Annotated in this window: 17 protein-coding genes and 2 pseudogenes; 18 read left to right on the top strand and 1 reads right to left on the bottom strand. The window is 63.7% G+C overall.

Going from position 1 to position 22,393, the window contains the following annotated elements; all coding sequences use genetic code 11:
* The 3 genes and pseudogenes from ASD87_RS27145 to ASD87_RS27690 form a co-directional block, all read left to right on the top strand.
* On the top strand, window positions 1-1,209 hold a 1,209-nt coding region (locus ASD87_RS27145), incomplete at its 5' end, for a hypothetical protein (RefSeq protein WP_162256808.1).
* Window positions 1,209-2,001, top strand: a pseudogene (locus ASD87_RS27695) (DUF6708 domain-containing protein). The gene ASD87_RS27145 and the pseudogene ASD87_RS27695, both read left to right, overlap by 1 nt.
* Before the next feature lie 220 nt (window positions 2,002-2,221).
* A pseudogene (locus ASD87_RS27690) lies at window positions 2,222-2,916 on the top strand (DUF6708 domain-containing protein).
* 132 nt (window positions 2,917-3,048) lie between these two features.
* Here ASD87_RS27690 and ASD87_RS24865 read toward each other — a convergent pair.
* The gene (locus ASD87_RS24865) at window positions 3,049-4,821 is read right to left on the bottom strand and encodes a M61 family metallopeptidase (RefSeq protein ID WP_056327630.1); all 1,773 of its coding nucleotides are present in this window, start codon (window positions 4,819-4,821) and stop codon (window positions 3,049-3,051) included.
* 27 nt (window positions 4,822-4,848) lie between these two features.
* On the opposite strand from ASD87_RS24865, the gene ASD87_RS24860 reads away from it, so the two are divergent.
* The 15 genes from ASD87_RS24860 (at window position 4,849) to ASD87_RS24790 (ending at window position 22,334) form a co-directional block, all read left to right on the top strand.
* Window positions 4,849-5,625, top strand: a complete 777-nt coding sequence (locus ASD87_RS24860) for an enoyl-CoA hydratase (RefSeq protein WP_056327615.1) — start codon at window positions 4,849-4,851, stop codon at window positions 5,623-5,625.
* A 255-nt stretch (window positions 5,626-5,880) separates the two neighbouring features.
* Window positions 5,881-7,431 carry a DUF1254 domain-containing protein gene (locus ASD87_RS24855; RefSeq protein ID WP_056327614.1) on the top strand — a complete coding sequence of 517 codons (1,551 nt, stop codon included), beginning with the start codon at window positions 5,881-5,883 and terminating at the stop codon, window positions 7,429-7,431.
* A gap of 436 nt (window positions 7,432-7,867) precedes the next feature.
* Window positions 7,868-8,281 (top strand): ATP synthase subunit I, encoded by a 414-nt coding sequence (locus ASD87_RS24850; RefSeq protein ID WP_063955419.1) that lies wholly within the window; start codon window positions 7,868-7,870, stop codon window positions 8,279-8,281.
* Between the two features lie 82 nt (window positions 8,282-8,363).
* Window positions 8,364-9,245 (top strand): F0F1 ATP synthase subunit A, encoded by an 882-nt coding sequence (gene atpB / locus ASD87_RS24845; RefSeq protein WP_056327613.1) that lies wholly within the window; start codon window positions 8,364-8,366, stop codon window positions 9,243-9,245.
* 118 nt (window positions 9,246-9,363) lie between these two features.
* Window positions 9,364-9,606, top strand: a complete 243-nt coding sequence (atpE, locus tag ASD87_RS24840; RefSeq protein ID WP_003815363.1) for a F0F1 ATP synthase subunit C — start codon at window positions 9,364-9,366, stop codon at window positions 9,604-9,606.
* 144 nt (window positions 9,607-9,750) lie between these two features.
* Complete coding sequence (locus ASD87_RS24835; protein ID WP_008167494.1) at window positions 9,751-10,221, top strand: F0F1 ATP synthase subunit B; 471 nt, start codon at window positions 9,751-9,753, stop codon at window positions 10,219-10,221.
* A gap of 12 nt (window positions 10,222-10,233) precedes the next feature.
* Window positions 10,234-10,773 carry a F0F1 ATP synthase subunit delta gene (locus tag ASD87_RS24830; RefSeq protein ID WP_056327612.1) on the top strand — a complete coding sequence of 180 codons (540 nt, stop codon included), beginning with the start codon at window positions 10,234-10,236 and terminating at the stop codon, window positions 10,771-10,773.
* Between the two features lie 28 nt (window positions 10,774-10,801).
* Entirely contained in the window at window positions 10,802-12,343 is a 1,542-nt protein-coding gene (gene atpA, locus ASD87_RS24825; RefSeq protein ID WP_056327611.1) for a F0F1 ATP synthase subunit alpha, read from the top strand.
* Between the two features lie 98 nt (window positions 12,344-12,441).
* Complete coding sequence (atpG, locus tag ASD87_RS24820) at window positions 12,442-13,347, top strand: F0F1 ATP synthase subunit gamma (RefSeq protein ID WP_008167500.1); 906 nt, start codon at window positions 12,442-12,444, stop codon at window positions 13,345-13,347.
* A 43-nt stretch (window positions 13,348-13,390) separates the two neighbouring features.
* Window positions 13,391-14,791: a F0F1 ATP synthase subunit beta gene (atpD, locus tag ASD87_RS24815; RefSeq protein WP_056327610.1), complete on the top strand. Its 1,401-nt coding sequence runs from the start codon at window positions 13,391-13,393 to the stop codon at window positions 14,789-14,791.
* Window positions 14,792-14,800: 9 nt separating this feature from the next.
* Window positions 14,801-15,226, top strand: a complete 426-nt coding sequence (locus ASD87_RS24810; RefSeq protein ID WP_056327609.1) for a F0F1 ATP synthase subunit epsilon — start codon at window positions 14,801-14,803, stop codon at window positions 15,224-15,226.
* A 184-nt stretch (window positions 15,227-15,410) separates the two neighbouring features.
* Window positions 15,411-16,325: a helix-turn-helix domain-containing protein gene (locus ASD87_RS24805; protein WP_082586423.1), complete on the top strand. Its 915-nt coding sequence runs from the start codon at window positions 15,411-15,413 to the stop codon at window positions 16,323-16,325.
* A gap of 126 nt (window positions 16,326-16,451) precedes the next feature.
* Window positions 16,452-17,525 (top strand): uroporphyrinogen decarboxylase, encoded by a 1,074-nt coding sequence (gene hemE / locus ASD87_RS24800; RefSeq protein ID WP_056327608.1) that lies wholly within the window; start codon window positions 16,452-16,454, stop codon window positions 17,523-17,525.
* A gap of 336 nt (window positions 17,526-17,861) precedes the next feature.
* A complete protein-coding gene (locus tag ASD87_RS24795) occupies window positions 17,862-19,967 on the top strand; it encodes a primosomal protein N' (RefSeq protein ID WP_056327607.1) in 2,106 nt (701 codons plus the stop codon).
* A gap of 303 nt (window positions 19,968-20,270) precedes the next feature.
* Entirely contained in the window at window positions 20,271-22,334 is a 2,064-nt protein-coding gene (locus ASD87_RS24790) for a UvrD-helicase domain-containing protein (RefSeq protein WP_056327606.1), read from the top strand.
* Window positions 22,335-22,393 lie beyond the last annotated feature (59 nt).

Below are 22,393 nucleotides of genomic sequence, written 5' to 3'. Positions count from 1 at the left end.
CTGCAAGTTGGCGCGGCGGGGGCTCGTCGTGTCGCCGGCAGCACCTTTGCAAGCCTGAAGAGCCTGGCCGCCGGTAGCGTGGATGGCGGCTTGTCTTTCRTCGGCCTGTATTTTCTGCAGGACAGCTTGAAAAGCACGTTAGCTGACCTGGAYGCGAAAGTCGGGGCAAAGCATCCGGAGGCCGTGGCGGCGTTTTACAGCGTGGCGCTGGGCTTCATGGGAGCGAGTGTTGAGGCGGCCGGGCTGGCGATCAAGGTTCCGGCGGACGCTGCCCGGGGGTTCGCGCTGCGCTGGGGTGTGGAGAAAACTCCTGTCCTCACGCGCGTTGTCGGGTTGAGTTCGAAGATGGTGATGGTGGGTGGAGCGATTTCGGCTTTGGCGGGAATTGCGGATGCCCGTGCGAGTTTTAGTGCTGCTTTGCGCGTAGCAAAAGCTGGTGACGCAAATGTCACCCCTTACCACATATTCTCCGGTGGCTTGTCAATTACTGGGGCATTTGTGATTTTTTGGGGAGCTGTGCGATCCCTGTCTCTGTTAGGGGGGTTGGGTGTCGGCATAGTTATCGGACTCGCCGTCTTCGCGATATCGAAAATTGCGAAAAGCCTCGAATCTGACGCCATGGAAAAGTGGGCTCAGCGCTGCTACTTCGGCCGAACAGGCGCGAACAACCGCTGGCGCGATCCGGAAGACTTGGACGTCGCAATTGCTGCACTCAATGCAGCGGTGCTCGGCATGGAGGTCGACCTCCGTTTTTCTTATGAATATCGAGCGAGATCGACCGATGAACTCTACAGCGAAGACATCGAAGTACTCAAGAACCACGGACCAGTTGAGAGATCTCAGATGCTCGTTTACGGCGCAACCCTGCCGGGATTCGATGCCGAACAGTCACGCTACCGCTTCACGCTCACCACCGAGCGCTATGGCCTTGCTCAAGACGGCAAACGTGCTCCCAATTTGTCTTCCCACGTCATGACATCTGGACAAGTCAACGATACAACGCACACCACACAGGTTTCCGCCTTGGGTAGTCCCGATTACACACTGGCCGGCGAGACGAAACCGACATCTTCGCAGCCCACTCTTAGCGGCCGATATTGGCTGGATCCCATCAACAAGATCAAGTCGGCAGCATTTGTCGTGGCATTCTGGCCGGATAAGAGCGACAGCTTAGGCTTTGCTGCCATCGAAATTACGGAGGTCCTCTGATGGCAAGACCTCAACTGAACCCATCCTGCGCCGGCTGGCAACGCGATCTGCCTGGCCCTAATGCACCTATCAAAGAGCCCCCCATGCTGCTATGGCAGGCACCGACGCATATGGATGAGACATATGTCGAGTTCGCTCGAAATACGTCGAGTATCCGGGGTGTCTGCTTTTTCCTTTCACTACTGCTCGGATTGATGTGCGTCCTGCTTCTACTTTTCGCGGTATGGGATATTTTTTCAGCAAGTGCGGCGGCAGGGAGGGGCATGCTTGAAGTCGCAGGTATTTTTCTGCTGCATGTAAGCACACTTACCGTCAACGCCTGGGTGGCTTGTGTTATCTACCGTTCCGAGGTGTCCCCACCCCGCAATCTCCCGCTTCGCTTCAACCGTCTACGCCGCAAAGCCTACGTCTATGACTTCCATTCAACCTGGTGGAACCCGTTTGACCGCGGATGCGTAACTAAAGCGAGTTACGACTGGGACAACTTGCGCGCGGAAAAATGGAACGCCTGGCGGCGGGCTCATCATCAAGGAAGGTGTCTCCATCGCGGTGGTGACGCCCGGCACGAACAACGTCGTGGCGCGCTTCCAATTGAACACCGACTCTGCGAACACCTCCAACTTCTGGGCATACGTGTGCGCCTACATGCAAAACGGCATTAAAGGGCTCGATCCCGATCACGCCGAACCACGTGATGCCAACGACGTCGCTCCCTACAACATCGCCTTGCGCCTGGCGCCGAAGGTCCAGTGGCCCGCGGATATGGATCTTGAATCACGAACTGCACCGTGAAGGCGGTCGAGGCCTAGGACTGGATTCGCTTGCCGGAAGGGCCCGCTCGCCACCCCGCCACTGCAGCCCCACAGCCCCGGTACATTCGATTGGCGAACGCCCACTTCGCCGCCATCGACATTTCTAAGGAACTCTGTTGGCGAAACCTCAACTGAATCGCCCCAGCCTCGGTTGGCAACGGGATCTTCCCGGCCCCAACGACCCGCTCGACGAGCCCCCAATGCTGCTATGGCAGGCACCGACGCATATGGATGGAACGTATGTCCAGTTCGCCCGGAACACTTCGAGCCTTCGCGGTGGGATCTTTTACTTCTCACTGGTTATGGCATGGGTGGGTCTCAAATATGTAATTTTTTCCGCAGCGCATTCTTATGCGACTGCGGCGGCTTTCAGCTCCGTAGGTGAGATTGTTGGAATTGTCTTTCTAGACGTAATGACACTTGCCCTGTGCGCTTACGCAGCATGCATTTTCTATCGTGCCGACGTTTCCCCGCCCCGCGATCTTCCGCTCCGCTTCAATCGCCTACGTCGCAAGGTATACGTCTACGACTTCCAATCAGTTTGGTGGAATCCCTTCGATCGCGGATGCGTCACCACGACGAGTTACGACTGGGATGACTTGCGAGCACGCCTGGCGGCGGGCTCATCATCAAGGAAGGTGTCTCCATCGCGGTGGTGACGCCCGGCACGAACAACGTCGTGGCGCGCTTCCAATTGAACACCGACGCTGCGAACACCTCCAACTTCTGGGCGTACGTGTGCGCCTATATGCAGAACGGCATCAGCGGCCTCGACCCCGATCGTGCCGAACTTCGTGATGCCAACGACGTCGCTCCCTACAACATCGCCCTGCGCCTGGCGCCGAAGGTCCAGTGGCCCGCGGAGATGGATCTTGAATCACGAACCGCGCCATGAATACGGTCGAGGCCGAACACTGGATTCGCATTCCAGAAGGAACCGTTCACCAGCCGACTGCTGCGGTTCTTGCTTCCAGTTTTCGCTGTCTGGGATAGTTTTTTTGCGGCAACCCTCCGCAAGTCAAAACGCTTAAACCAACACACACTCCGCAGCCTCAGGCCCACTCAACTTCACCCGAAACTCCCGCAGCTCATCCCGCCGAAACACATGCACGGTCACCCGATCCCCAACCCGGTACTGTGCCAGCAGCAGATCCAATCCCGCCGGCGCATCCACCCGTAGTCCATCGATAGCCACCAGCACATCACCCGCCGACAAGCCTCCCTTGTGCCCCGCCCCGCCTTCAAGAACCGTCGCCAGCGTCAGCGAGTCGCCTTGCTTGCGCGTGCGCACATCCAATGACGGAATATTGGCCGACGTCTTCCATTGCAGCTTCACGCCCTGTGTTTCCAGCAACGAAGCCAGCGGCACATCCGCCGTCCCATACGCATGCCGAGCGATGAAGCGCCGCGTGTCCACCCCCGTCGCTTCCTCGATCAGCGCCGGCAGTCCGTCTTCCGGCAAACCGTGCGGCTTGCCCCGATAGAAGTCCTGGCCATAGCGATCCCACAGCAACCGCATCACATCGTCCAGCGAATACGCGCCCGACGATTCCTCGCGGATCAGCAGATCCAGCCCAAGCGCCACCAGCGCGCCCTTCGTGTAGTAGCTCACCAGCGCATTCGGCGAATTCTCATCCTGCTTGTAATAGCGCGTCCACGCATCGAAAGAGCTCTCTGCCACCGACTGCTTGTGGCGGCCCGGCGTGCGGGCCACGCTGGTGATCGTCTTGGCCAGCAGGCGCAGGTAATCCGCGCGCGTGATCGCGCCCGAGCGCAGCAGCAGCAGATCGTCGTAGTAGGACGTAAAGCCTTCGAACACCCACAACAGGCGCGTCAGGTCCGGTTGCGACAGATCGTACGGCGCGAAGACATCCGGCTTGATGCGCTTGACGTTCCAGGTGTGGAAATACTCGTGGCTCACGAGCCCCAGGAATCCCCGGTAGCCTTCGCCCTGGCCTTGCTGGCCCAGCACCGGCAGGTCCTTGCGCGCCGTCATCAGCGCCGTGCTGGCGCGATGCTCCAGGCCGCCGTAGCCGTCGCCCGTCACCATCGTCATGAAGACATAGCGGTCCGCGCTGTCCAGGAACGGCGCGCGCTTCGTGCGGGGTTCGAAGAAAGCGATCTGCGTCTCGCAGATCTTCTTCACGTCGTCCGTGATGCGCGCCAGATCCAGATTCGGCGCCACGCCCGTGAACACCAGTTCGTGCTCCGCGCCGTGCGCCACAAAGCGCGACACCTGCGGCGTACCCATCTCGACCGGGTGATCGATCAGCGCGTCATAGTCCGGCGCCAGGTATAGCCCGAAACCGTGACGGCGCGCCGCGCCCTTGTGGCCCGCGGCTTCGGGCAGGCTCGTGTAGACCTTCCAGCCGTCGATGCCGCGCGGCGGCGCCAGGTCCACCAGGCAGGGCTCGTGGTCCTGGCCGTGCACGCGCAGGAACACGCTGGTGCCATTGAAGAAACCGTGCGTCTCGTCCAGATGCGCGCCGCGCACCGACAGGTCCCAGGCGTAGACCGTGTACTCGACCTGCAACGGGCCCTCGCACGGCGCGGCCTGCCAGGTGTGGTTGTCGATCTTGTCGACTGTCACGCGCCGCGTGCCGGCGCGGGCCGACACGGTTTCGATCTGGCGCGAGAAATCGCGGATCAGGTAGCTGCCCGGAATCCAGGCGGGCAGCGACAGGCGCTGCCCGGCGGGCGACGGCGATGCGATCGTAAGGGTTATCCGGTAGCGGTGGCCGGCGGGATCGTGCGGCGCAAGGCGGTAAAGTATGGGAGGTACGTCATCATTTTTTTTCATGCTCATATCTTATTACCGGAGACATTCATGAGCGAGTCGTTTGTACTGGTCGAAACCCGGGGCCGAGTCGGCCTGCTGACGCTGAATCGTCCCAAGGCGCTCAACGCGCTGAACGATCAGCTCATGGACGAACTGGGCGCCGCGCTGCTGGCATTCGAGGCCGATCCCGACGTCGGCTGCGTCGTCATCACCGGTAGCGAAAAGGCCTTCGCGGCGGGCGCTGACATCGGCGCCATGAAAGACTGGTCGTACATGGACGTGTACGGCAGCGAATACATCACGCGCAACTGGGAAACGCTCAAGCGCATCCGCAAGCCCGTGATCGCGGCCGTGGCCGGCTACGCGCTGGGCGGCGGCTGCGAACTTGCCATGATGTGCGACATCATCATCGCGGCCGACACCGCCAAGTTCGGCCAGCCCGAAATCAAGCTGGGCGTGATTCCCGGCGCCGGCGGCACGCAGCGTCTGCCGCGCGCCGTCGGCAAGGCCAAGGCCATGGACCTGGCGCTGACCGCCCGCATGATGGGCGCCGAGGAAGCCGAGCGCGCCGGCCTCGTGTCGCGCGTGGTTGCCGCGGACAAGCTGCTTGAGGAAGCCATGGACGCCGCCACCGTCATCGCCTCCATGTCGCTGCCGTCGGTCATGATGGCCAAAGAATGCGTCAACCGCGCCTTCGAAGGTTCGCTCAACGAAGGGCTGCTGTTCGAACGCCGCGTGTTTCATTCGCTCTTTGCCACCGAAGACCAGAAGGAAGGCATGGCCGCGTTCACCGAAAAGCGCAAACCCGACTTCAAACACCGTTAATCCTTGTTACGGCTGTGCCTGCGTGAATCGCAGGCCACGCATTGCCAGGCGCGCCCTATGAAGGCGCGCTTTTTCATGGCCATCTGCACGCAAAGTGCAGGTTTCGCCTTGAAACGTCTGGCTAGCACCTTGTTGCAGACTTCGGCCCTATCCTGAATGAGCGTCATCCCGAGGTGCCGCGCCAGAGCGGTTTGCTGTCACTGGCAAATCCCGCGCGGCGGCTCGATTGCAAACAAAATCAAGAAGGAGCCTTGCATGCGTAAACCCATCGCTACCCGCCGGCTGACCACGGCTGCGCTCGCCGGCGCGCTCAGCGTCTGCTTCATCAATGTCGCCCAGGCTCAATCGCCGCAATCCACGCTGCGCCTGGTTTCCGAGACGCCGTACGCCGCCCCGCAGGCCGCCCCGCGGATGAGCGAGGCGGAATTGCGCGATACGGCCATTGATGCCTACGTCTACGCGTATCCCATGGTGCTCATGGAACTGGCGCGCCGCCAGGCCACGGCTGTGCAAAGCCCGCTGGACGGCAAGGCGCCGATGAACCAGTTCGGCCACAAGGCCGCCTTCCCGGATCCGCGCGCGGCCGACACGCCCTGGCCCAGCGCCGACGCGCTGTACTCCAGCCTGTGGTTCGACGTCTCGCGCGCGCCGCTCATCATCAATCTGCCCGACACCGGCGGCCGCTACACCGTGCTGTCGGCGCTGGACATGTGGAGCGACGTCTTTGCCTCGCGCGGCACGCGCACCAATGGCAACGGCGCGCAGTCCTTCGCCATCGTCGGCCCGAACTGGAACGGCACCGTGCCGGCCGGCGTCGACGTGATCCGCAGCCCGACCTCGATGGGCTGGCTGATCGGCTGGACGCAGGCGGGCGGTCCGCAGGACTACGCCGCGGTCAACCAGATCCAGTCCGGCATGACCGCGCGTCCGCTGCTGGTCCCCGTGACGCCCGCCACCGCGCCGCGCGGCCGCAACGCCGGCAACGCATACCCGCAGACCGGCTCGGGCATCGGCACCGCGCCCATCGGCAGCAACCTGCCCATGCCGGCGCCGGCCGTCACGGTGCCCGACGGCACCCCGGCCGAGCAGGTCGCGGGCATGGATGCCGCTTCGTACTTTGCCGTGTTCTTCGACGCGCTGCGCAACAACCCGCCGCACGCCAACGACACGCCCATGCTGGACCGCATGCGCCGCATCGGCCTGGATGACCGCCAGCCGTTCTCGTATGGCCGCCTGAGCCCGGCAGTGCAGCAGGCGTTGACCGACGCGCAACCCCTGGCCGGCCGCCGCATCGCCGACAACGTCTCGCGCCTGGCCACCCCGATCAACGGCTGGAACACGGTGCTGACGGGCATCGGCACCTACGGCACCGACTACACGCGCCGTGCTGCCATCGCCTATGCCGGTCTGGGGGCGCCCACGCCGGAAGACGTGCTGTACCCGGTGACCGTGTCCGATTCCAAGGGACGTCCGCTGGATTCCAGCGAAGACTACGTCCTGCATTTCGACAAGGGCCAGCTGCCGCCGGCCCAGCTCTGGTCGCTGCACGTCTACAACAGCAAGTACGGCTTTGCCGAGAATCCGGCCAACCGCTACGTGATCCGCAGCACCGACGGTCTGAAGTACAACGCCGACGGTTCGCTCGACATCTACGTGCAGCGCCGCGATCCGGGCGAATCCAAGCGCGCCAACTGGGTCAGCACGCCTGCCGCCGACGGTCCGTTCGTCCTCAGCATGCGCCTGTACTCGCCGCAGAACACCGCCCTGGACGGGCAGTGGGCGCCGCCGCCTGTCAAGGAAGACTAATCCCGGGCAAGCCCGAATCTGCTGAACGCATCGCTGCCGACGCGCATCTGCCAGAACGCACAAGGCGCGCGGTCTCCGACAAGGGGCCGCGCGCCTTTTCTTGCAGAGGCGGGACCGGCGGCCACGCCCCGGCAGAGCGCTCGCTCGTCCCCAATTTTTCCGCCGCAAGCAGGCGTTGTTGCCTCCTTACAAACGGCCGAAAGTTCATTTGCTAGGGTGCAAAAAACCAAGCTATACTCTGCGGGTTTGACGCTTGCGGGATAAGAAACATGCGCTTCAAAAAGCGCGCCGGTTCCCACAGGGCCAGGTTAAGCGGGGAAGTTTGATGCGGCAGAACTCCATGCAGCAACGGCAGGGTTTAGGGCAAGGTCCTGGACAAAGTCTAGGGGCGGAAAGTCTGAAGCCCAGTCTGGATCAGGATTCGATCGATCCGGACGTGGTGGAAGTTCTGGTGCTCAGTGACGCGGATCGCGCGGCGCTGAACGCTCAAGCCAGCCGCGGGCTCTTGTTGGCATTGGCGGCGCAAGGCGCCATGGGGCTCGCAGCAGCAGTAATTGCGGGGGTTGTCGGAGGGGCGGCGGCAGGTTGGTCGGCGCTGGCGGGGGCAGGAGCGTATTTCATACCCAATGCGTTGTTCGCATTGCGCCTGGCTGTCAGCGTTCGGGCCGGCAAGGCCAGTCCCTTTACCTTTCTCTCTGGTGAGTTGATCAAGTTGTTCGCAACGGCATTGCTGTTGTGGCTGCTTTCGCGTGTGACGCATGACTGGCTTGTGTGGCCTGCCGCGTTGCTCGGCCTGATACTCACCCTGAAAGGCTATCTCCTGCTTCTGATGTTCCGCAGGCTGTCTTAGCGCCGAGTAAGTTGCGGCAAACGAAATCGTGGAATCGTCCGGTTCGCAAGGACCGGGCATACAGCAAATAGGATAGGTTCAAATGGCTGCTGCCAGCGACGTGTCGCCTCAATCCGCGTATATTCAGCATCACTTGGTGCATCTGAACAATACCGGTGAGAAACAGAGCGCTATTGCTCAGTTCGACATCATCAATTACGACTCGTTGTTCTGGTCCGGCCTGATGGGCCTGATCGTCATTTTCTTCCTGTGGCGCGCTGCCCGCCGTGCGACCAGCGGTGTTCCTTCCCGCTTCCAGGCCTTCGTGGAAATGATCGTCGACATGGTCGACGACCAGGCCAAGGGCATCGTCCACAACGCCAAGAGCCGTCTTTTCATCGCCCCGCTGGCCCTGACCGTGTTCCTCTGGATCATCCTGATGAACGCCCTGGACCTGCTGCCCGTCGACCTGCTGCCCTCCATCTGGCGCCTGACCGGCCTGGGTGCTGAGCACGGCGATCCCCTCTATTACCACCGCATCCTCCCGACCGCCGACCTGAACGTGCCGATGGGCATGTCGCTGGGCGTGCTGCTCCTGATGTTCTACTACGGCATCAAGATCAAGAAGCCGGGCGGTTTCGTCAAAGAACTGTTCACCGCGCCGTTCCATGCGCATGGCCTGGGCGCCATCGTGCTGGCCCCGTTCAACCTGCTGCTGAACCTGATCGAATACGCCGCCAAGTCCGTGTCGCTGGGCATGCGGTTGTTCGGCAACATGTTCGCCGGCGAACTGATCTTCATGCTGATCGCCCTCCTGGGCGGCGCCTGGACCGGCTTCAACGGCGCCAGCATCGGCTTGGGCATCGGCCACATCCTGGCCGGCTCGATCTGGGCAATCTTCCACATCCTGATCGTTCTGCTCCAGGCCTTCATCTTCATGATGCTGACGCTGGTGTATCTCGGCCAGGCTCACGAAGGCCACTGATCCCCCGAATTTCCGGCGTCGGCCACCCGGCCGGCACCGGATAGCAAGATTATCTTGCATTGAGCTGTACCTCTTATTTTTCAATTTTTGACTTCAGATTTCTAACCAAGGAGTTGTCATGACCAACGTCGCTTTCGTTGCCCTCGCTTGCGGTCTTATCATCGGTCTGGGCGCTATCGGCGCTTGCATCGGCATCGCACTGATGGGCGGCAAGTATCTGGAAGCTTCGGCTCGTCAGCCTGAACTGATGAACGCTCTGCAAACGAAGATGTTCCTGCTGGCTGGCCTGATCGACGCGGCATTCCTGATCGGCGTGGGTATCGCCATGCTGTTCGCCTTCGCCAACCCGTTCGTCGGCTAAGGCACCGCCCGCCGGCAAATAGGTGGGTCATGACGCTGGCGGCGATGAGAGCAACGGCTCCATCGCCGGTCAGCAAAGTATCGAGTGCTCCGCGACGCCCCTTTCCGGGTGCGGTCGGAGCCGAAAGGTGTTAAAGGAACGACCGTGAATCTGAACGCGACGATCATTTTCCAGATGCTCGTGTTCTTCGTTCTGGGCTGGTTCACGATGAAATTCGTGTGGCCTCCCCTGACGAAGGCGATGGACGAGCGCCGCCAAAAAATCGCCGACGGCCTGGCCGCCGCCGAGAAGGGCAAAGCCGACCTGGCTCAAGCCCAGGCGCGCGTCAGTCTGATCGAGGCTTCTGCCAAGTCCGAAAACCACGCACGCATCATCGAGGCCGAGAAGCAAGCCGCCTCCCTGATCGAGCAGGCCCGCCGCGAAGCGGAAGCCGAACGTGCCCGCATCGTGGCGCAGGCTGCCCAGGATGCCGCGCAGGAAGTCCAGCGCGCCCGCGAAGCGTTGCGCGACGACGTCGCCGCGCTGGCCGTCAAGGGTGCTGAACAGATCCTCAAGCGCGAGGTTGACGCCCGCGCACACGCCGAGCTGCTGAACCAGCTCCGCGCGCAGCTCTAATCCGGGACCGTCATGGCTGAACTTTCCACTGTTGCCCGGCCCTACGCTGAAGCGCTCTTCAGCGCAGCGCGCGACGACAAGGCCGGTCTGCCGGCGTGGGCCGACCTGGTCAGCGAAATGTCGCAGGTCGCCTCCAACCCCGACGTGCGCGAGGCCATGGCCGATCCGCGTCTGGGCGACAAGCAGCGCGTCGAACTGTTTACCGGCCTGATCAAGGCCGATTTGCCGCAAGCCGCCCGTAATTTCATCGAGCTGCTGGTCGAAAACGACCGGCTGCTGCTGCTGCCCGAGATCGCCTCGCAATTCGTCGCGCTGCGGAATCGTCACGAAGGCACGGCGCAGGCGGAAATCACCAGCGCGTTCGAGCTGAGCGATGCCCAGGTCAAGGATCTGGTCGCCGCGCTCGAACAAAAATTCGGCCTCAAGCTCAAGCCCAGCGTTACCGTCGACCCGTCGTTGATCGGCGGCGTGCGCGTGGCCGTCGGCGACCAGGTGCTCGATACTTCCGTACAAGCCCAATTGGTCCGCATGCGCGATCAGCTCGCCGCTTAAGGCTACTAACAGGATTCCAGGAGTCAATATGCAACTCAATCCCTCCGAGATCAGCGAACTGCTCAAGAGCCGCATCGAGGGCCTGGGCGCTTCGGCTGATGTCCGTACTCAGGGCACCGTCGTGTCCGTGACCGACGGTATTACCCGCATCCACGGCCTGTCGGACGTGATGCAGGGCGAAATGCTCGAATTCCCCAACAACGTTTTCGGTCTGGCGCTCAACCTCGAGCGTGATTCCGTCGGCGCCGTTATTCTCGGCGACTACACCGGCGTTTCCGAAGGCGACCAGGTCAAGACGACCGGCCGCATTCTGGAAGTTCCGGTTGGTCCGGAACTGAAAGGCCGCGTGGTCAACACGCTGGGCGAGCCGATCGACGGCAAGGGCCCGGTCAACGCCAAGGCCACCGACATCATCGAAAAAGTGGCGCCTGGCGTTATCGCCCGCCGCTCGGTGTCGCAGCCGCTGCAAACCGGCATCAAGGCTATCGACTCGATGGTTCCCATCGGCCGCGGCCAGCGCGAACTGATCATTGGCGACCGCCAGACCGGCAAGACCGCCGTGGCCGTCGACACGATCATCAGCCAGAAGGGCAAGGGCGTCACCTGCGTGTACGTCGCTATCGGCCAGAAGGCGTCGACGATCAACAACGTGGTCCGCAAGCTCGAAGAGCACGGCGCGATGGAATACACCATCGTCGTGGCCGCCTCGGCTTCCGACTCCGCCGCCATGCAGTACCTGGCCGCCTACGCCGGCTGCACGATGGGCGAATACTTCCGCGATCGCGGCGAAGACGCCCTGATCGTCTATGACGACCTGACCAAGCAAGCCTGGGCCTACCGCCAGGTCTCGCTGCTGCTGCGCCGTCCGCCGGGCCGCGAAGCCTACCCGGGCGACGTGTTCTACCTGCACTCGCGTCTGCTCGAGCGTGCCGCTCGCGTCAACGAAGAGTACGTCGAGAAGTTCACCGAAGGCGCCGTCAAGGGCAAGACCGGCTCGCTGACCGCGCTGCCGATCATCGAAACCCAGGCAGGCGACGTGTCGGCCTTCGTTCCGACCAACGTGATCTCGATCACCGACGGCCAGATCTTCCTGGAAACCGACCTGTTCAACGCCGGTGTCCGCCCCGCAATCAACGCCGGTATCTCGGTGTCCCGCGTCGGTGGCGCTGCCCAGACCAAGGTCGTCAAGAAGCTGTCCGGCGGTATCCGTACCGACCTGGCGCAGTACCGTGAACTGGCCGCTTTCGCGCAGTTCGCCTCCGACCTGGACGACGCGACCCGCCGCCAGCTCGAGCGCGGCAAGCGCGTCGTGGAACTGCTCAAGCAGCCGCAATACCAGCCGCTGCAGGTGTGGGAACTGGCCGTCACGCTGTACACGGTCAACAACGGCTACCTGGATGACGTGGACGTGGCCCAAGTGCTGTCGTTCGAGAAGTCGCTGAAGGATCAGCTCAAGGCCAAGCACGCGGCCCTGATCCAGCGCATCGAAGACACCAAGGAACTGTCCAAGGACGACGAGGCCGAACTGGCCGCCGCCGTTCAGGAATTCAAGAAGCACGGTGCTTTTTAAGAAAGTGATGGGTTAGGCGTCCAAGGCGCCTCACCCATCCTTCCCGGATGGTTGAGGCGCGAGCGGAACCCATCGGCCAGTCTTCACAGGAAAGCGCAATGCCCGGAATTAAGGAAATCCGAACCAAGATCAAGAGCGTGCAAAACACGCGCAAGATCACCAAGGCGATGGAAATGGTCGCCGCATCCAAGATGCGCAAGGCGCAGGAACGGATGCGTGCTGGCCGTCCGTACGCCACCAAGGTGCGCGAGATTGCTGCGCACCTGATGCAGGCCAATCCCGAGTACAGCCACCCGTACCTGGTCGAACGCGAAATCAAGGCGGTCGGCGTGGTCATGGTGACGACCGACAAGGGTTTGTGCGGCGGCTTGAACACCAACATCACCCGCGTGACGTTGGCCAAGCTGAAAGAGTTCGAGAAAAACGGCATCGCCGTGCAAGCGACCGCTTTCGGCAACAAGGGCGTGGGTGTGCTGACCCGTATCGGCGCCAAACTGGTTTCCCAGGAAGTGCAACTGGGCGACAAGCCGCAACTGGACCGCCTGCTGGGCGCGATCAAGGTGCAGCTGGACGCCTACCTGGAAGGCCGTATCGACGCGCTGTACGTGGCCTCGACCCGCTTCGTCAACACGATGAAGCAAGAGCCCCTGTTCCTGCGTCTGCTGCCGCTGGCCAGCGGTTTGGAAGATCCGTACCAGACGGGCGCCGAAAGCCTGGCCAAGACCTCGGAAGTGAAGTCGGAATACAGCTGGGATTACATCTACGAACCCGACGCCCGTAGCGTGATCGACGACCTGCTGCAGCGTTACGTTGAAGGCCTGCTGTACCAAGCCGTGGCCGAGAACATGGCTTCGGAGCAGTCGGCCCGGATGGTCGCCATGAAGGCGGCGTCGGACAACGCCAAGAAGGTCATCGGCGATCTGCAACTGGTCTACAACAAGACCCGTCAGGCCGCGATCACCAAAGAAATTTCGGAAATCGTAGGGGGCGCTGCCGCCGTTTGAGGCAGGCAGCATCCCGTCAAAAGCTATCAAGCAAGGAATCGACATGAGCAACGGAACCATCGTTCAGTGCATCGGCGCCGTGGTGGATATTCAGTTCCCCCGCGATCAAATGCCCAAGATCTATGAAGCGCTTACTCTGGCCGACGAGGGTTCCTCGTTCGCCGAAAAGGGTCTGACGCTGGAAGTGCAGCAACAGCTGGGCGACGGCGTGGTGCGTACCATTGCGCTGGGCTCCAGCGACGGCCTGCGCCGCGGCATGAAGGTCACCGGCACGGGCGCCCCGATCTCGGTGCCCGTCGGCACCGGCACGCTGGGCCGCATCATGGACGTGCTGGGTCGTCCCATCGACGAAGCCGGCCCGATCCAGCACGAAGAAAAGCGTGGTATCCACCAAGCCGCTCCCCGTTTCGACGAACTGTCGCCGTCGGTGGAACTGCTGGAAACCGGCATCAAGGTTATTGACCTGGTGTGCCCGTTCGCCAAGGGCGGCAAGGTCGGCCTGTTCGGCGGCGCCGGCGTGGGCAAGACCGTGAACATGATGGAACTCATCAACAACATCGCCAAGCAGCACAGCGGTTTGTCGGTGTTTGCCGGCGTGGGTGAGCGTACCCGTGAAGGCAACGACTTCTACCACGAAATGGAAGAGTCGAACGTTCTGGACAAGGTCGCCATGGTGTTCGGTCAGATGAACGAACCCCCCGGCAACCGTCTGCGCGTGGCGCTGACCGGCCTGACGATGGCCGAGAAGTTCCGTGACGAAGGCCGCGACATCCTGTTCTTCGTGGACAACATCTACCGCTACACGCTGGCCGGTACCGAAGTGTCCGCACTGCTGGGCCGTATGCCGTCCGCCGTGGGTTACCAGCCCACGCTGGCCGAGGAAATGGGCAAGCTGCAAGAGCGCATCACCTCGACCAAGACCGGCTCGATCACCTCGATCCAGGCCGTGTACGTCCCTGCGGACGACTTGACCGACCCGTCGCCTGCCACGACCTTCCAGCATTTGGACTCGACCGTCGTGCTGTCGCGTGACATCGCCGCCCTGGGTATCTACCCGGCCGTCGACCCGCTGGATTCGTCCAGCCGTCAGCTCGACCCGCAAGTCGTCGGCGAAGAGCACTACGCCGTGGCCCGTGGCGTGCAGCAGACGCTGCAGCGCTACAAGGAACTGCGCGACATCATCGCGATTCTGGGCATGGACGAACTGTCGCCGGAAGACAAGCAGGCCGTGGCCCGCGCACGTAAGATCCAGCGCTTCCTGTCGCAGCCGTTCCACGTCGCCGAAGTGTTCACCGGTTCGCCCGGCAAGTACGTTCCGCTGGCCGAAACCATCCGTGGTTTCAAGATGATCGTCAACGGCGAGTGTGATGCCCTGCCGGAACAGGCGTTCTACATGGTCGGTTCGATCGACGAGGCCTTCGAGAAGGCCAAGAAACTGCAATAAGGAACCGATATGGCTACCCTGCATGTGGATGTGGTCAGCGCAGAGGAAGCGATCTTCACCGGTGAGGCGAAGTTCGTGGTTCTGCCTGGCGAGTCGGGTGAACTGGGCATTCTGCCCGGCCACACCCCGCTGATCTCGCGCATACGCCCCGGAACGGTCAAGATCGTTCGTGCCGACCAAGGCGAGGAAAACATCTTCGTCGCCGGGGGTATCCTGGAAGTTCAGCCGGGCAGCGTGACGGTTCTGGCCGACACGGCTATCCGTGCCGCCGACCTCGACGAAGCCCGCGCCCTGGAAGCGCGCCAGAAGGCCGAACTGGCCCTGGCCAATGCCAAGGACAAGGCTGACATCGCTGTCGTCGAAGCCGAGCTCGCCATGCTGGCTGCACAAGCCATCGCGGCGCGCAAGCTGCGCCAAGGCGGCCGCTCGCACTAAGCGGCAACGCGGTTCTCCGGGCTTGCCCCGGACACGAAAGAAGCGGCCTCCGGGCCGCTTTTTTCATGCGGGTGCGAAACCCGTGCGGACGCCCCGTCACGGTCAGCCGCAATGCGTTCACTACGAATAGTCGCGGCGGTGTTGCAACAGTAGCCTTCAGTTTTGCGATGCAAACGAGGAAGGCATGCGAGACGTGCTGGATTGCGGGGTGCTGATGGCGCCCGATCATGAAACGACGATGGGCGCCTGGGTCGAAGGCCATCAGGGCAGGGTGACGCGCGTGCGGCTGCATGCGGTGTCCCTGGCGCCGCCGCCGGACTCCCTTGCCCGGCAGTCGCTGACGCTGCGGCGTTACGACGCCTGCATCCTGCCCGTGGCGCCGGGTTCGCTCGCGTGGGCCCGCATGGCCCTGCAGCAAGCCAGCAGCGCGCTCTCCACCCCCATTTTGCTGATGATCCACGACGTGAAGGCGCCTGCGATTCTCGATCTGCTCAGCTTGGGCGCGGCCGATTTCATCGGCCAGCCGGTGTGCCTGGAAAGCCTGCGCGTACGGCTGGTTCGCCTCGCCCGCCGCAGCGCCTTGCCGGGCGCCGGCGCGACGGGCGGGGTCCATGAGCGCCGGGCCAGCTATCTGAGCGCCGACGCGCCGACGGGCGGCGCCGGGCATGCGCTCGCCGGGCAACGCTTCTCCGACGCCGGCGAGCTTGAGCGCTCGGCGCTCTCGCATCACGCGTCCCACGCATTGCTCGGGCGTCATTCGCCTCATGCGCAACACCCGTCTATCGGTCCCCACGCGGCGTCCGCGCGTCCCAGGGTGGCCGTCGATGTCATCGAACACGCCTTGAGCAGCATGCGCCACCAATACAAGCGGGGCGCGCCAGAGACCTTTCGCGCGGCGAAGGCGCAGGTGGTGAACGGATTCGAGCGCGAGTACATCCGCCATGCGCTGTCGCGCCACGGGGGCAACGTGGCCCAGGCAGCGCGCGCGTGCGCCAAGCACCGCCGGGCGTTCTGGGCGCTGATGCGCAAGCACGGCATAGAAGCCGCACCCTACCGCCAGGCCGCGCAGGCGGCCGCCCAGTTGCACGAAGGCGGCTAAGGCGCACAGGCGCCAACCCGTCCCCTGCGCAGCCCCTTGCGCGTGCGCAATCGCCCGGATACGGCCGCCGCGCGCCTTGCCGGCCAGGGGAAGTAAACTCACGGCTTCCGATCATCGAGGTTAGCCGTGTCCGCTCCCCGTTTGAAGAACGATGTGTTCTTGCGCGCCCTGATGCGCGAACCCGTGCCTTATACCCCCATCTGGCTGATGCGCCAGGCGGGCCGCTATCTGCCCGAGTACCGTGAGACGCGCGCGCGTGCGGGCTCGTTCATGGGCCTGGCGCAGAATCCGGACTTTGCCTCGGAAGTCACGCTGCAGCCGTTGGAACGCTATGACCTGGACGCTGCCATCCTGTTCTCGGACATCCTGACCGTGCCGCACGCGATGGGTCTGGGGCTGGACTTCGCCGAAGGCGAGGGCCCGCGTTTTGCGCATCCCATCCGCACCGAAGAGGACGTCGCGCGCCTGGCGGTGCCCGACATGGACAAGCTGCGCTACGTGTTCGACGCGGTCAGCACCATCCGGCGCGATCTTGACGGCAAGGTGCCGCTGATCGGTTTTGCCGGCAGCCCCTGGACCATCGCCTGCTACATGGTTGAAGGCAAGGGCAGCGACGACTACCGCCTCATCAAGACCCTGCTGTACTCGCGCCCGGATCTGCTTCATCGCATCCTTGAGATCAACGCCGAAGCCACCCTGCAATACCTGAATGGCCAGATCGCCGCGGGCGCTCAGGCCGTAATGCTGTTCGACAGCTGGGGCGGTGTGCTGGCCGATGGCCTCTTTCAGCAGTTCTCGCTGGCCTACACGAAGAAGGTCGTGGCGGGCCTGACCCGCGAGCACGAAGGCCGGCGCGTGCCGGTCATCGTGTTCACGAAGGGCGGTGGCCAATGGCTTGAAGATATCGCAGCCTGTGGCAGCGATGCCGTGGGCCTGGACTGGACGGTGGATCTGGCGGCGGCCCGCCGGCGCACCGGGGATTCGGTCGCGTTCCAGGGCAACCTGGATCCGATGGCGCTCTTTGGTGGCGCCGGCGCCATCCGCAAAGAGGCGCGCCGGGTGCTGGACGCGTTCGGACCGGTGGGCAAGGGCGGCCATGTGTTCAATCTGGGACATGGCATTTCTCGCTTCACTCCGCCAGAAGCGGTAGCTGAATTGGTCGATGAAGTCCACCAACACAGCCGCGCCCTGCACGCGTAAGTAAGTGAACGCTTCGGCCCCAAGGGCCGAAGCAAGCAGGCCGCGAAGGCGACTTGTGCACAATAAATTCAGCCTCGGGGAAAACCCTTCCCAAGCTGGCTTACATTCTTGAAACCGGCCTCAAGTGCCTGTTTTATATCGGAAAATGTCGCTTATCAACAGGGATGCAATAGTTTGTGCATTCTTGCCATATTCCATTTTCCGATGTTGCTCTTGCCTTTTCCCCAAAGTTATCCACAGGCGTCGGTGGATCAATCGCGTCCGGGCAGGCGACAATCGTCCCATGCCGCGCCTGGCGCTTCTCATCCTTTCGGCTAGTCCTATTTCTGTAGATGAATGTCCTCCGATTCCCTGCCTGACGCGCAAGTAAAGCCCGACTCCTCAGCGGTGTGCTGGGTGCGCGTGGCGCTGGACGTGCCGTTGCCCGGCCCGTTCGATTACCGCAGCGATGCGCCGATCGCCGTCGGCCTGCGGGTGATCGTTCCGTTCGGCCGGCGCAAGATGATCGGGGTGGTCGTCGACAATCCCGCCGAACCTTCTTTTGAGCCCAAACAGATCCGGCCCATCGAGGCGGTGCTGGACGATCTGCCGCCGTTCGACGAGGCGTGGTTGCGCATGGCGCGCTTTGCCGCCGACTACTATCAGCGGCCCCTGGGCGAGGTGATGCTGCCCACGCTGCCGCCGCCGCTGCGCAAGCCCACGTCCTATCAGGGCAAGCGGTCCGGGGAAGGGCCCGTGGCGCGCATGGATGCGCGCAAGCGCAAGACCGTGCGCGCGCCGGCCACGCCCGACCAGCCGCCCGCGCTGAACGAAGCGCAGGAAGCGGCGGTGCAAGCCATTGGCGCGCTGGACGGATTCAAGCCGGTGCTGCTGCATGGCGTGACGGGAAGCGGCAAGACCGAGGTCTACCTGCGTGCCGCCGAAAAGGTCCTGGCGGCGGGGCGGCAGGTGCTGTTGCTTGTCCCGGAAATCAACCTGACGCCGCAGCTTGAAGCCGCGCTGCGGGCGCGCCTGGAATTGCTGGTCGGGCCCGAGGGGCTGGCGGTCATGCACAGCGGCCTGTCCGACGGCGAGCGGCTGCAGGCCTGGACCCGCGCCCATCGCGGACAAGCCCGCATGCTGCTGGGCACGCGCATGTCGATCTTCGCGCCGCTGACGCAGCTGGGGCTGATCGTGGTCGACGAAGAACACGATGCGTCCTACAAGCAGCAGGACGGACTGCGTTATTCGGCGCGCGACCTGGCCGTGTGGCGCGCTCACGATCTGAACATCCCGGTCGTGCTGGGCTCGGCCACGCCGTCGCTGGAGACCTGGCAGCACGCCGAGCGCGGCCGCTACCTGCGCCTGACGCTGCCGGGCCGCGCCCGCTCCAGCGAACTGCCCAAGATCCGGCTGGTGGACACGCGCCGCCTGCAAATGAAGCATGGCCTGTCGCCGCAGCTCGTCGAGGCCATCGGCCAGCGGCTCGAGCGCAAGGAACAGGTGCTGATCTTCCTGAACCGGCGCGGCTATTCGCCCGTCCTGCACTGCCAGTCCTGCGCCTGGGTCAGCAACTGCCCGCGGTGCACGGCCTTTACCGTGCTGCATCGCACCGATGGCCGCGGCCATCGCCTGCAGTGCCATCACTGCGGATACCAGGCCCCCGTGCCGCGCGCCTGCCCCGAATGCGGCGACCAGGACTTGGCGCCGATGGGCCGCGGCACCCAGCGTGTCGAGGAACACCTGGCCGAACTCTTTCCCGAGGCGCGCATCCTGCGCATCGACGCCGACAGCACGCGCAAGAAGGGCAGTGCCGAGGCGTTGTTCGCGTCCGTGCACGCCGGCGAGGTCGACATTCTGGTGGGCACGCAGATGGTGGCCAAGGGCCACGACTTTGCGCGGCTGGGACTGGTGGGCGTGCTGAACGCGGATTCGATGCTGTTCGCCCATGATTTCCGCGCGCCCGAGCGCCTCTTTGCGCAACTGATGCAGGTGGCCGGCCGCGCGGGCCGCCACCAGGGCAACGGAGAAGTCCTGATCCAGACCGGCTACCCCGAGCAGCCGGTGTACCAGGCCCTGCTGCGCCACGATTACGCCGGATTCGCGCGCCATGCGCTGCACGAGCGCGAAAGCACCGGGCTTCCGCCCTTCGTTTACCAGGCGCTGCTCACCGCCGAAGCGCGCGAGCTCAAGGTGGCCCAGGCGTTCCTGGAGCAGGCGCGCGTGCTGCCCGAGGGCGAGTGGGCCGCCGATTTTCCGGGCATGGACGCGATCATGCTGTATGACCCCGTGCCGCTGCGCGTGGTCCGCGTGGCCAACATCGAGCGCGCCCAACTGCTGGCCGAAAGCAGCAGCCGGCCGGCCCTGCAAGCGTTTCTGGCTTCGTGGTCCCACCACCTGCCTTATCTGGCCAACGAGGCGCGCGTGCGCTGGCAACTGGAAGTCGATCCGCTGGAAATCTGATCGGCGGTGAAGCGGGACGCGCGTGCGACGGGGCGCTGCGGCAACAGTTCGCCGCTGCATTGCTCCGGAGCCGCGAACCTGCGGCCACGTGGGGCGCCTCTGCGGCCACCCGCCGATGCGCCATCGACCCGATTGTTCTATGATCGTCTTCCTCTATCGCACCGGCGCGGCAGACCCGCTGCGGCGGCTGCGCCCGTCCCCTTTTTCTCGCGTTTTTCCGGCCCATTGACGGGCAGCGGCAGGCCCCTTGCTTGCCGGCTGTCCTGGCATGGCCGCCGCAACGCATGACGATCTGAATCTCCAATGTCCGCAAGCGAACCGATTGGCCACGGCATGAATCCCGCGCAGCGGGAGGCGACGCTTTACCTGGACGGCCCCTGCCTGGTCCTGGCGGGCGCCGGCAGCGGCAAGACGCGCGTCATCACGCAGAAGATCGCGTATCTGCTGCGCGAATGCGGCTACATGGGCCGCAACGTGGTGGCGCTGACCTTCACCAACAAGGCCGCGCGCGAAATGGACGAGCGCGTGAAGACGCTGGTGGACCGCAAGCTGTCCAAGGGCCTGATCATCAGCACCTTTCACTCGCTGGGCGTGAAGATGCTGCGCGAAGAAGCGCGCAACGCGGGCCTGAAGCCCACGTTCTCCATCCTGGATGCCGACGACGCCATGTCGATCATCCAGGAACTGCTGGCGACCACCGACAAGGCCCGCCTGCGCCACGTGCAGGGCATCATCTCGCTGTGGAAAAACGCGCTGATGGAACCGGACGACGCCGCGCGTGAAGCCATCACCCCGGGCGACGTCGAAGCCGCCAACGTCTATCGCAGCTACGCCGCCACGCTGGCCGCCTATCAGGCGGTCGACTTCGACGACCTGATCCGCATTCCCGCGCAGCTGCTGGCCAGCAACGAAGAAGTGCGCACCCGCTGGCAGAACCGCGTGCGCTACCTGCTGGTCGATGAGTACCAGGACACCAACGTATGCCAGTACCGGCTGGTGCAATTGCTGACGGGCTCGCGCGCCATGTTCACCGCGGTGGGCGACGATGACCAGGCCATCTATGCCTGGCGCGGCGCCACCATCGAGAACCTGGCCAAGCTGACCACCGACTACCCCAACATCAAGCTCATCAAGCTCGAGCAGAACTACCGCTCGGTGCAGCGCATCCTGGCGGCGGCCAACCAGGTCATCGAAAAGAACCCCAAGCTCTTCGAGAAAAAACTGTGGTCCGAGCTGGGCGTGGGCGAACCCATCACGGTGGCGGCCATGGACGGCGAGGAGCAAGAGGCCGAGTCCATCGCCATGAAGGTGTCGGCGGCGCGCTTTGAGCGCCAGGCCCAATGGAAGGATTTTGCCATCCTGTACCGCAGCAATCATCAGTCGCGCATCCTGGAACAGGCGCTGCGCAACCTGAAGATCCCGTACACGATTTCCGGGGGCCAGAGCTTTTTCGACAAGGCGGAAGTGCGCGACATCCTGGCGTATCTGCGCGTGCTGGCCAACGACGACGACGATCCCGCCTTCATCCGCGCGGCAACCACGCCCAAGCGCGGCATCGGCCAGGCCACGCTGCAGGCGCTGGGCCAGTACGCGGCTAGCCGGGAACTGTCGCTGCTTGCCGCCGTGGCCGAGACCGGCCTCGAAAGCGTGCTCGCGCCCCGCCAGCTTGAACAGCTGCGCACGTTTGCCGAGTTCATCCGCCGCATGCAGTGGCGCGCCGGTCGCGGCGCGGCCTCGGGCAAGGACGCGGCGCCCGCGGAATCGGCCGGCGCGATTCTCGACGACCTGCTTGAAGCCATTCAGTACGAGCGCCACCTGTTCGAACTCTTCGAGGAACGGCCCGCGCAGACGCGCTGGCAGAACGTGCTGGAGCTGACCGGCTGGCTCAAGCGCAAGGCCGAGGAAGACAACATGACGCTCTTTGACCTGGTGCAGCACGTCGCCTTGGTCACCATGCTGGAGCGTGGCGAGGAAGACGAGCCCGACGCCGTGAAGATGTCGACGCTGCACGCTTCCAAGGGCCTGGAATATCCGCACGTGTACCTGGCGGGCGTCGAAGAAGGCCTGCTGCCTCACCTGGGCAAGGACGACGAAGTCGGCGACCCGGCGCGTGCGGCCGAAAACCTGGCCACCCGCATCCAGGAAGAACGGCGACTGATGTATGTCGGCATCACGCGCGCGCAGCGCAGCCTGCACCTGAGCTGGTGCAAGCGCCGCCGCCGTGCGCGCGAAGACCTGGTCCGCGAGCCCTCACGCTTCATCGAGGAGATGGGACTGGGCGACGTGCGCATCCAGGAAGACGACGCGACGGCCGCCATGAGCCCCAAGGAGCGCATGGCCATGCTGAAGGCGCTGCTGAACAAATAGGGCCGGCGGCGCGGGCTTGAAGAAAGTCCTGCCTCGCTCCTACACTGGCCTGTCCGGAT

This window comes from Achromobacter sp. Root170 (assembly GCF_001428165.1).
Lineage (GTDB): Bacteria > Pseudomonadota > Gammaproteobacteria > Burkholderiales > Burkholderiaceae_B > Achromobacter > Achromobacter mucicolens.
The sequence above is the reverse complement of the archived record's forward strand: the minus strand, read 5'-3'. Positions and strand labels throughout refer to the sequence as shown.

Bases quoted from the DNA above. Each gene is read 5' to 3' on its own strand.
- ASD87_RS24860 (WP_056327615.1), top strand. From the start codon at position 4,849: ATGAGCGAGTCGTTTGTACTGGTCGAAACCCGGGGCCGAGTCGGCCTG.
- ASD87_RS24805 (WP_082586423.1), top strand. From the start codon at position 15,411: ATGCGAGACGTGCTGGATTGCGGGGTGCTGATGGCGCCCGATCATGAA.
- ASD87_RS24790 (WP_056327606.1), top strand. From the start codon at position 20,271: ATGTCCGCAAGCGAACCGATTGGCCACGGCATGAATCCCGCGCAGCGG.
- atpG (WP_008167500.1), top strand. From the start codon at position 12,442: ATGCCCGGAATTAAGGAAATCCGAACCAAGATCAAGAGCGTGCAAAAC.
- ASD87_RS24795 (WP_056327607.1), top strand. From the start codon at position 17,862: ATGTCCTCCGATTCCCTGCCTGACGCGCAAGTAAAGCCCGACTCCTCA.
- atpA (WP_056327611.1), top strand. From the start codon at position 10,802: ATGCAACTCAATCCCTCCGAGATCAGCGAACTGCTCAAGAGCCGCATC.
- ASD87_RS24865 (WP_056327630.1), bottom strand. From the start codon at position 4,821: ATGAAAAAAAATGATGACGTACCTCCCATACTTTACCGCCTTGCGCCG.
- ASD87_RS24855 (WP_056327614.1), top strand. From the start codon at position 5,881: ATGCGTAAACCCATCGCTACCCGCCGGCTGACCACGGCTGCGCTCGCC.
- atpB (WP_056327613.1), top strand. From the start codon at position 8,364: ATGGCTGCTGCCAGCGACGTGTCGCCTCAATCCGCGTATATTCAGCAT.
- atpD (WP_056327610.1), top strand. From the start codon at position 13,391: ATGAGCAACGGAACCATCGTTCAGTGCATCGGCGCCGTGGTGGATATT.
- atpE (WP_003815363.1), top strand. From the start codon at position 9,364: ATGACCAACGTCGCTTTCGTTGCCCTCGCTTGCGGTCTTATCATCGGT.
- ASD87_RS24830 (WP_056327612.1), top strand. From the start codon at position 10,234: ATGGCTGAACTTTCCACTGTTGCCCGGCCCTACGCTGAAGCGCTCTTC.
- ASD87_RS24810 (WP_056327609.1), top strand. From the start codon at position 14,801: ATGGCTACCCTGCATGTGGATGTGGTCAGCGCAGAGGAAGCGATCTTC.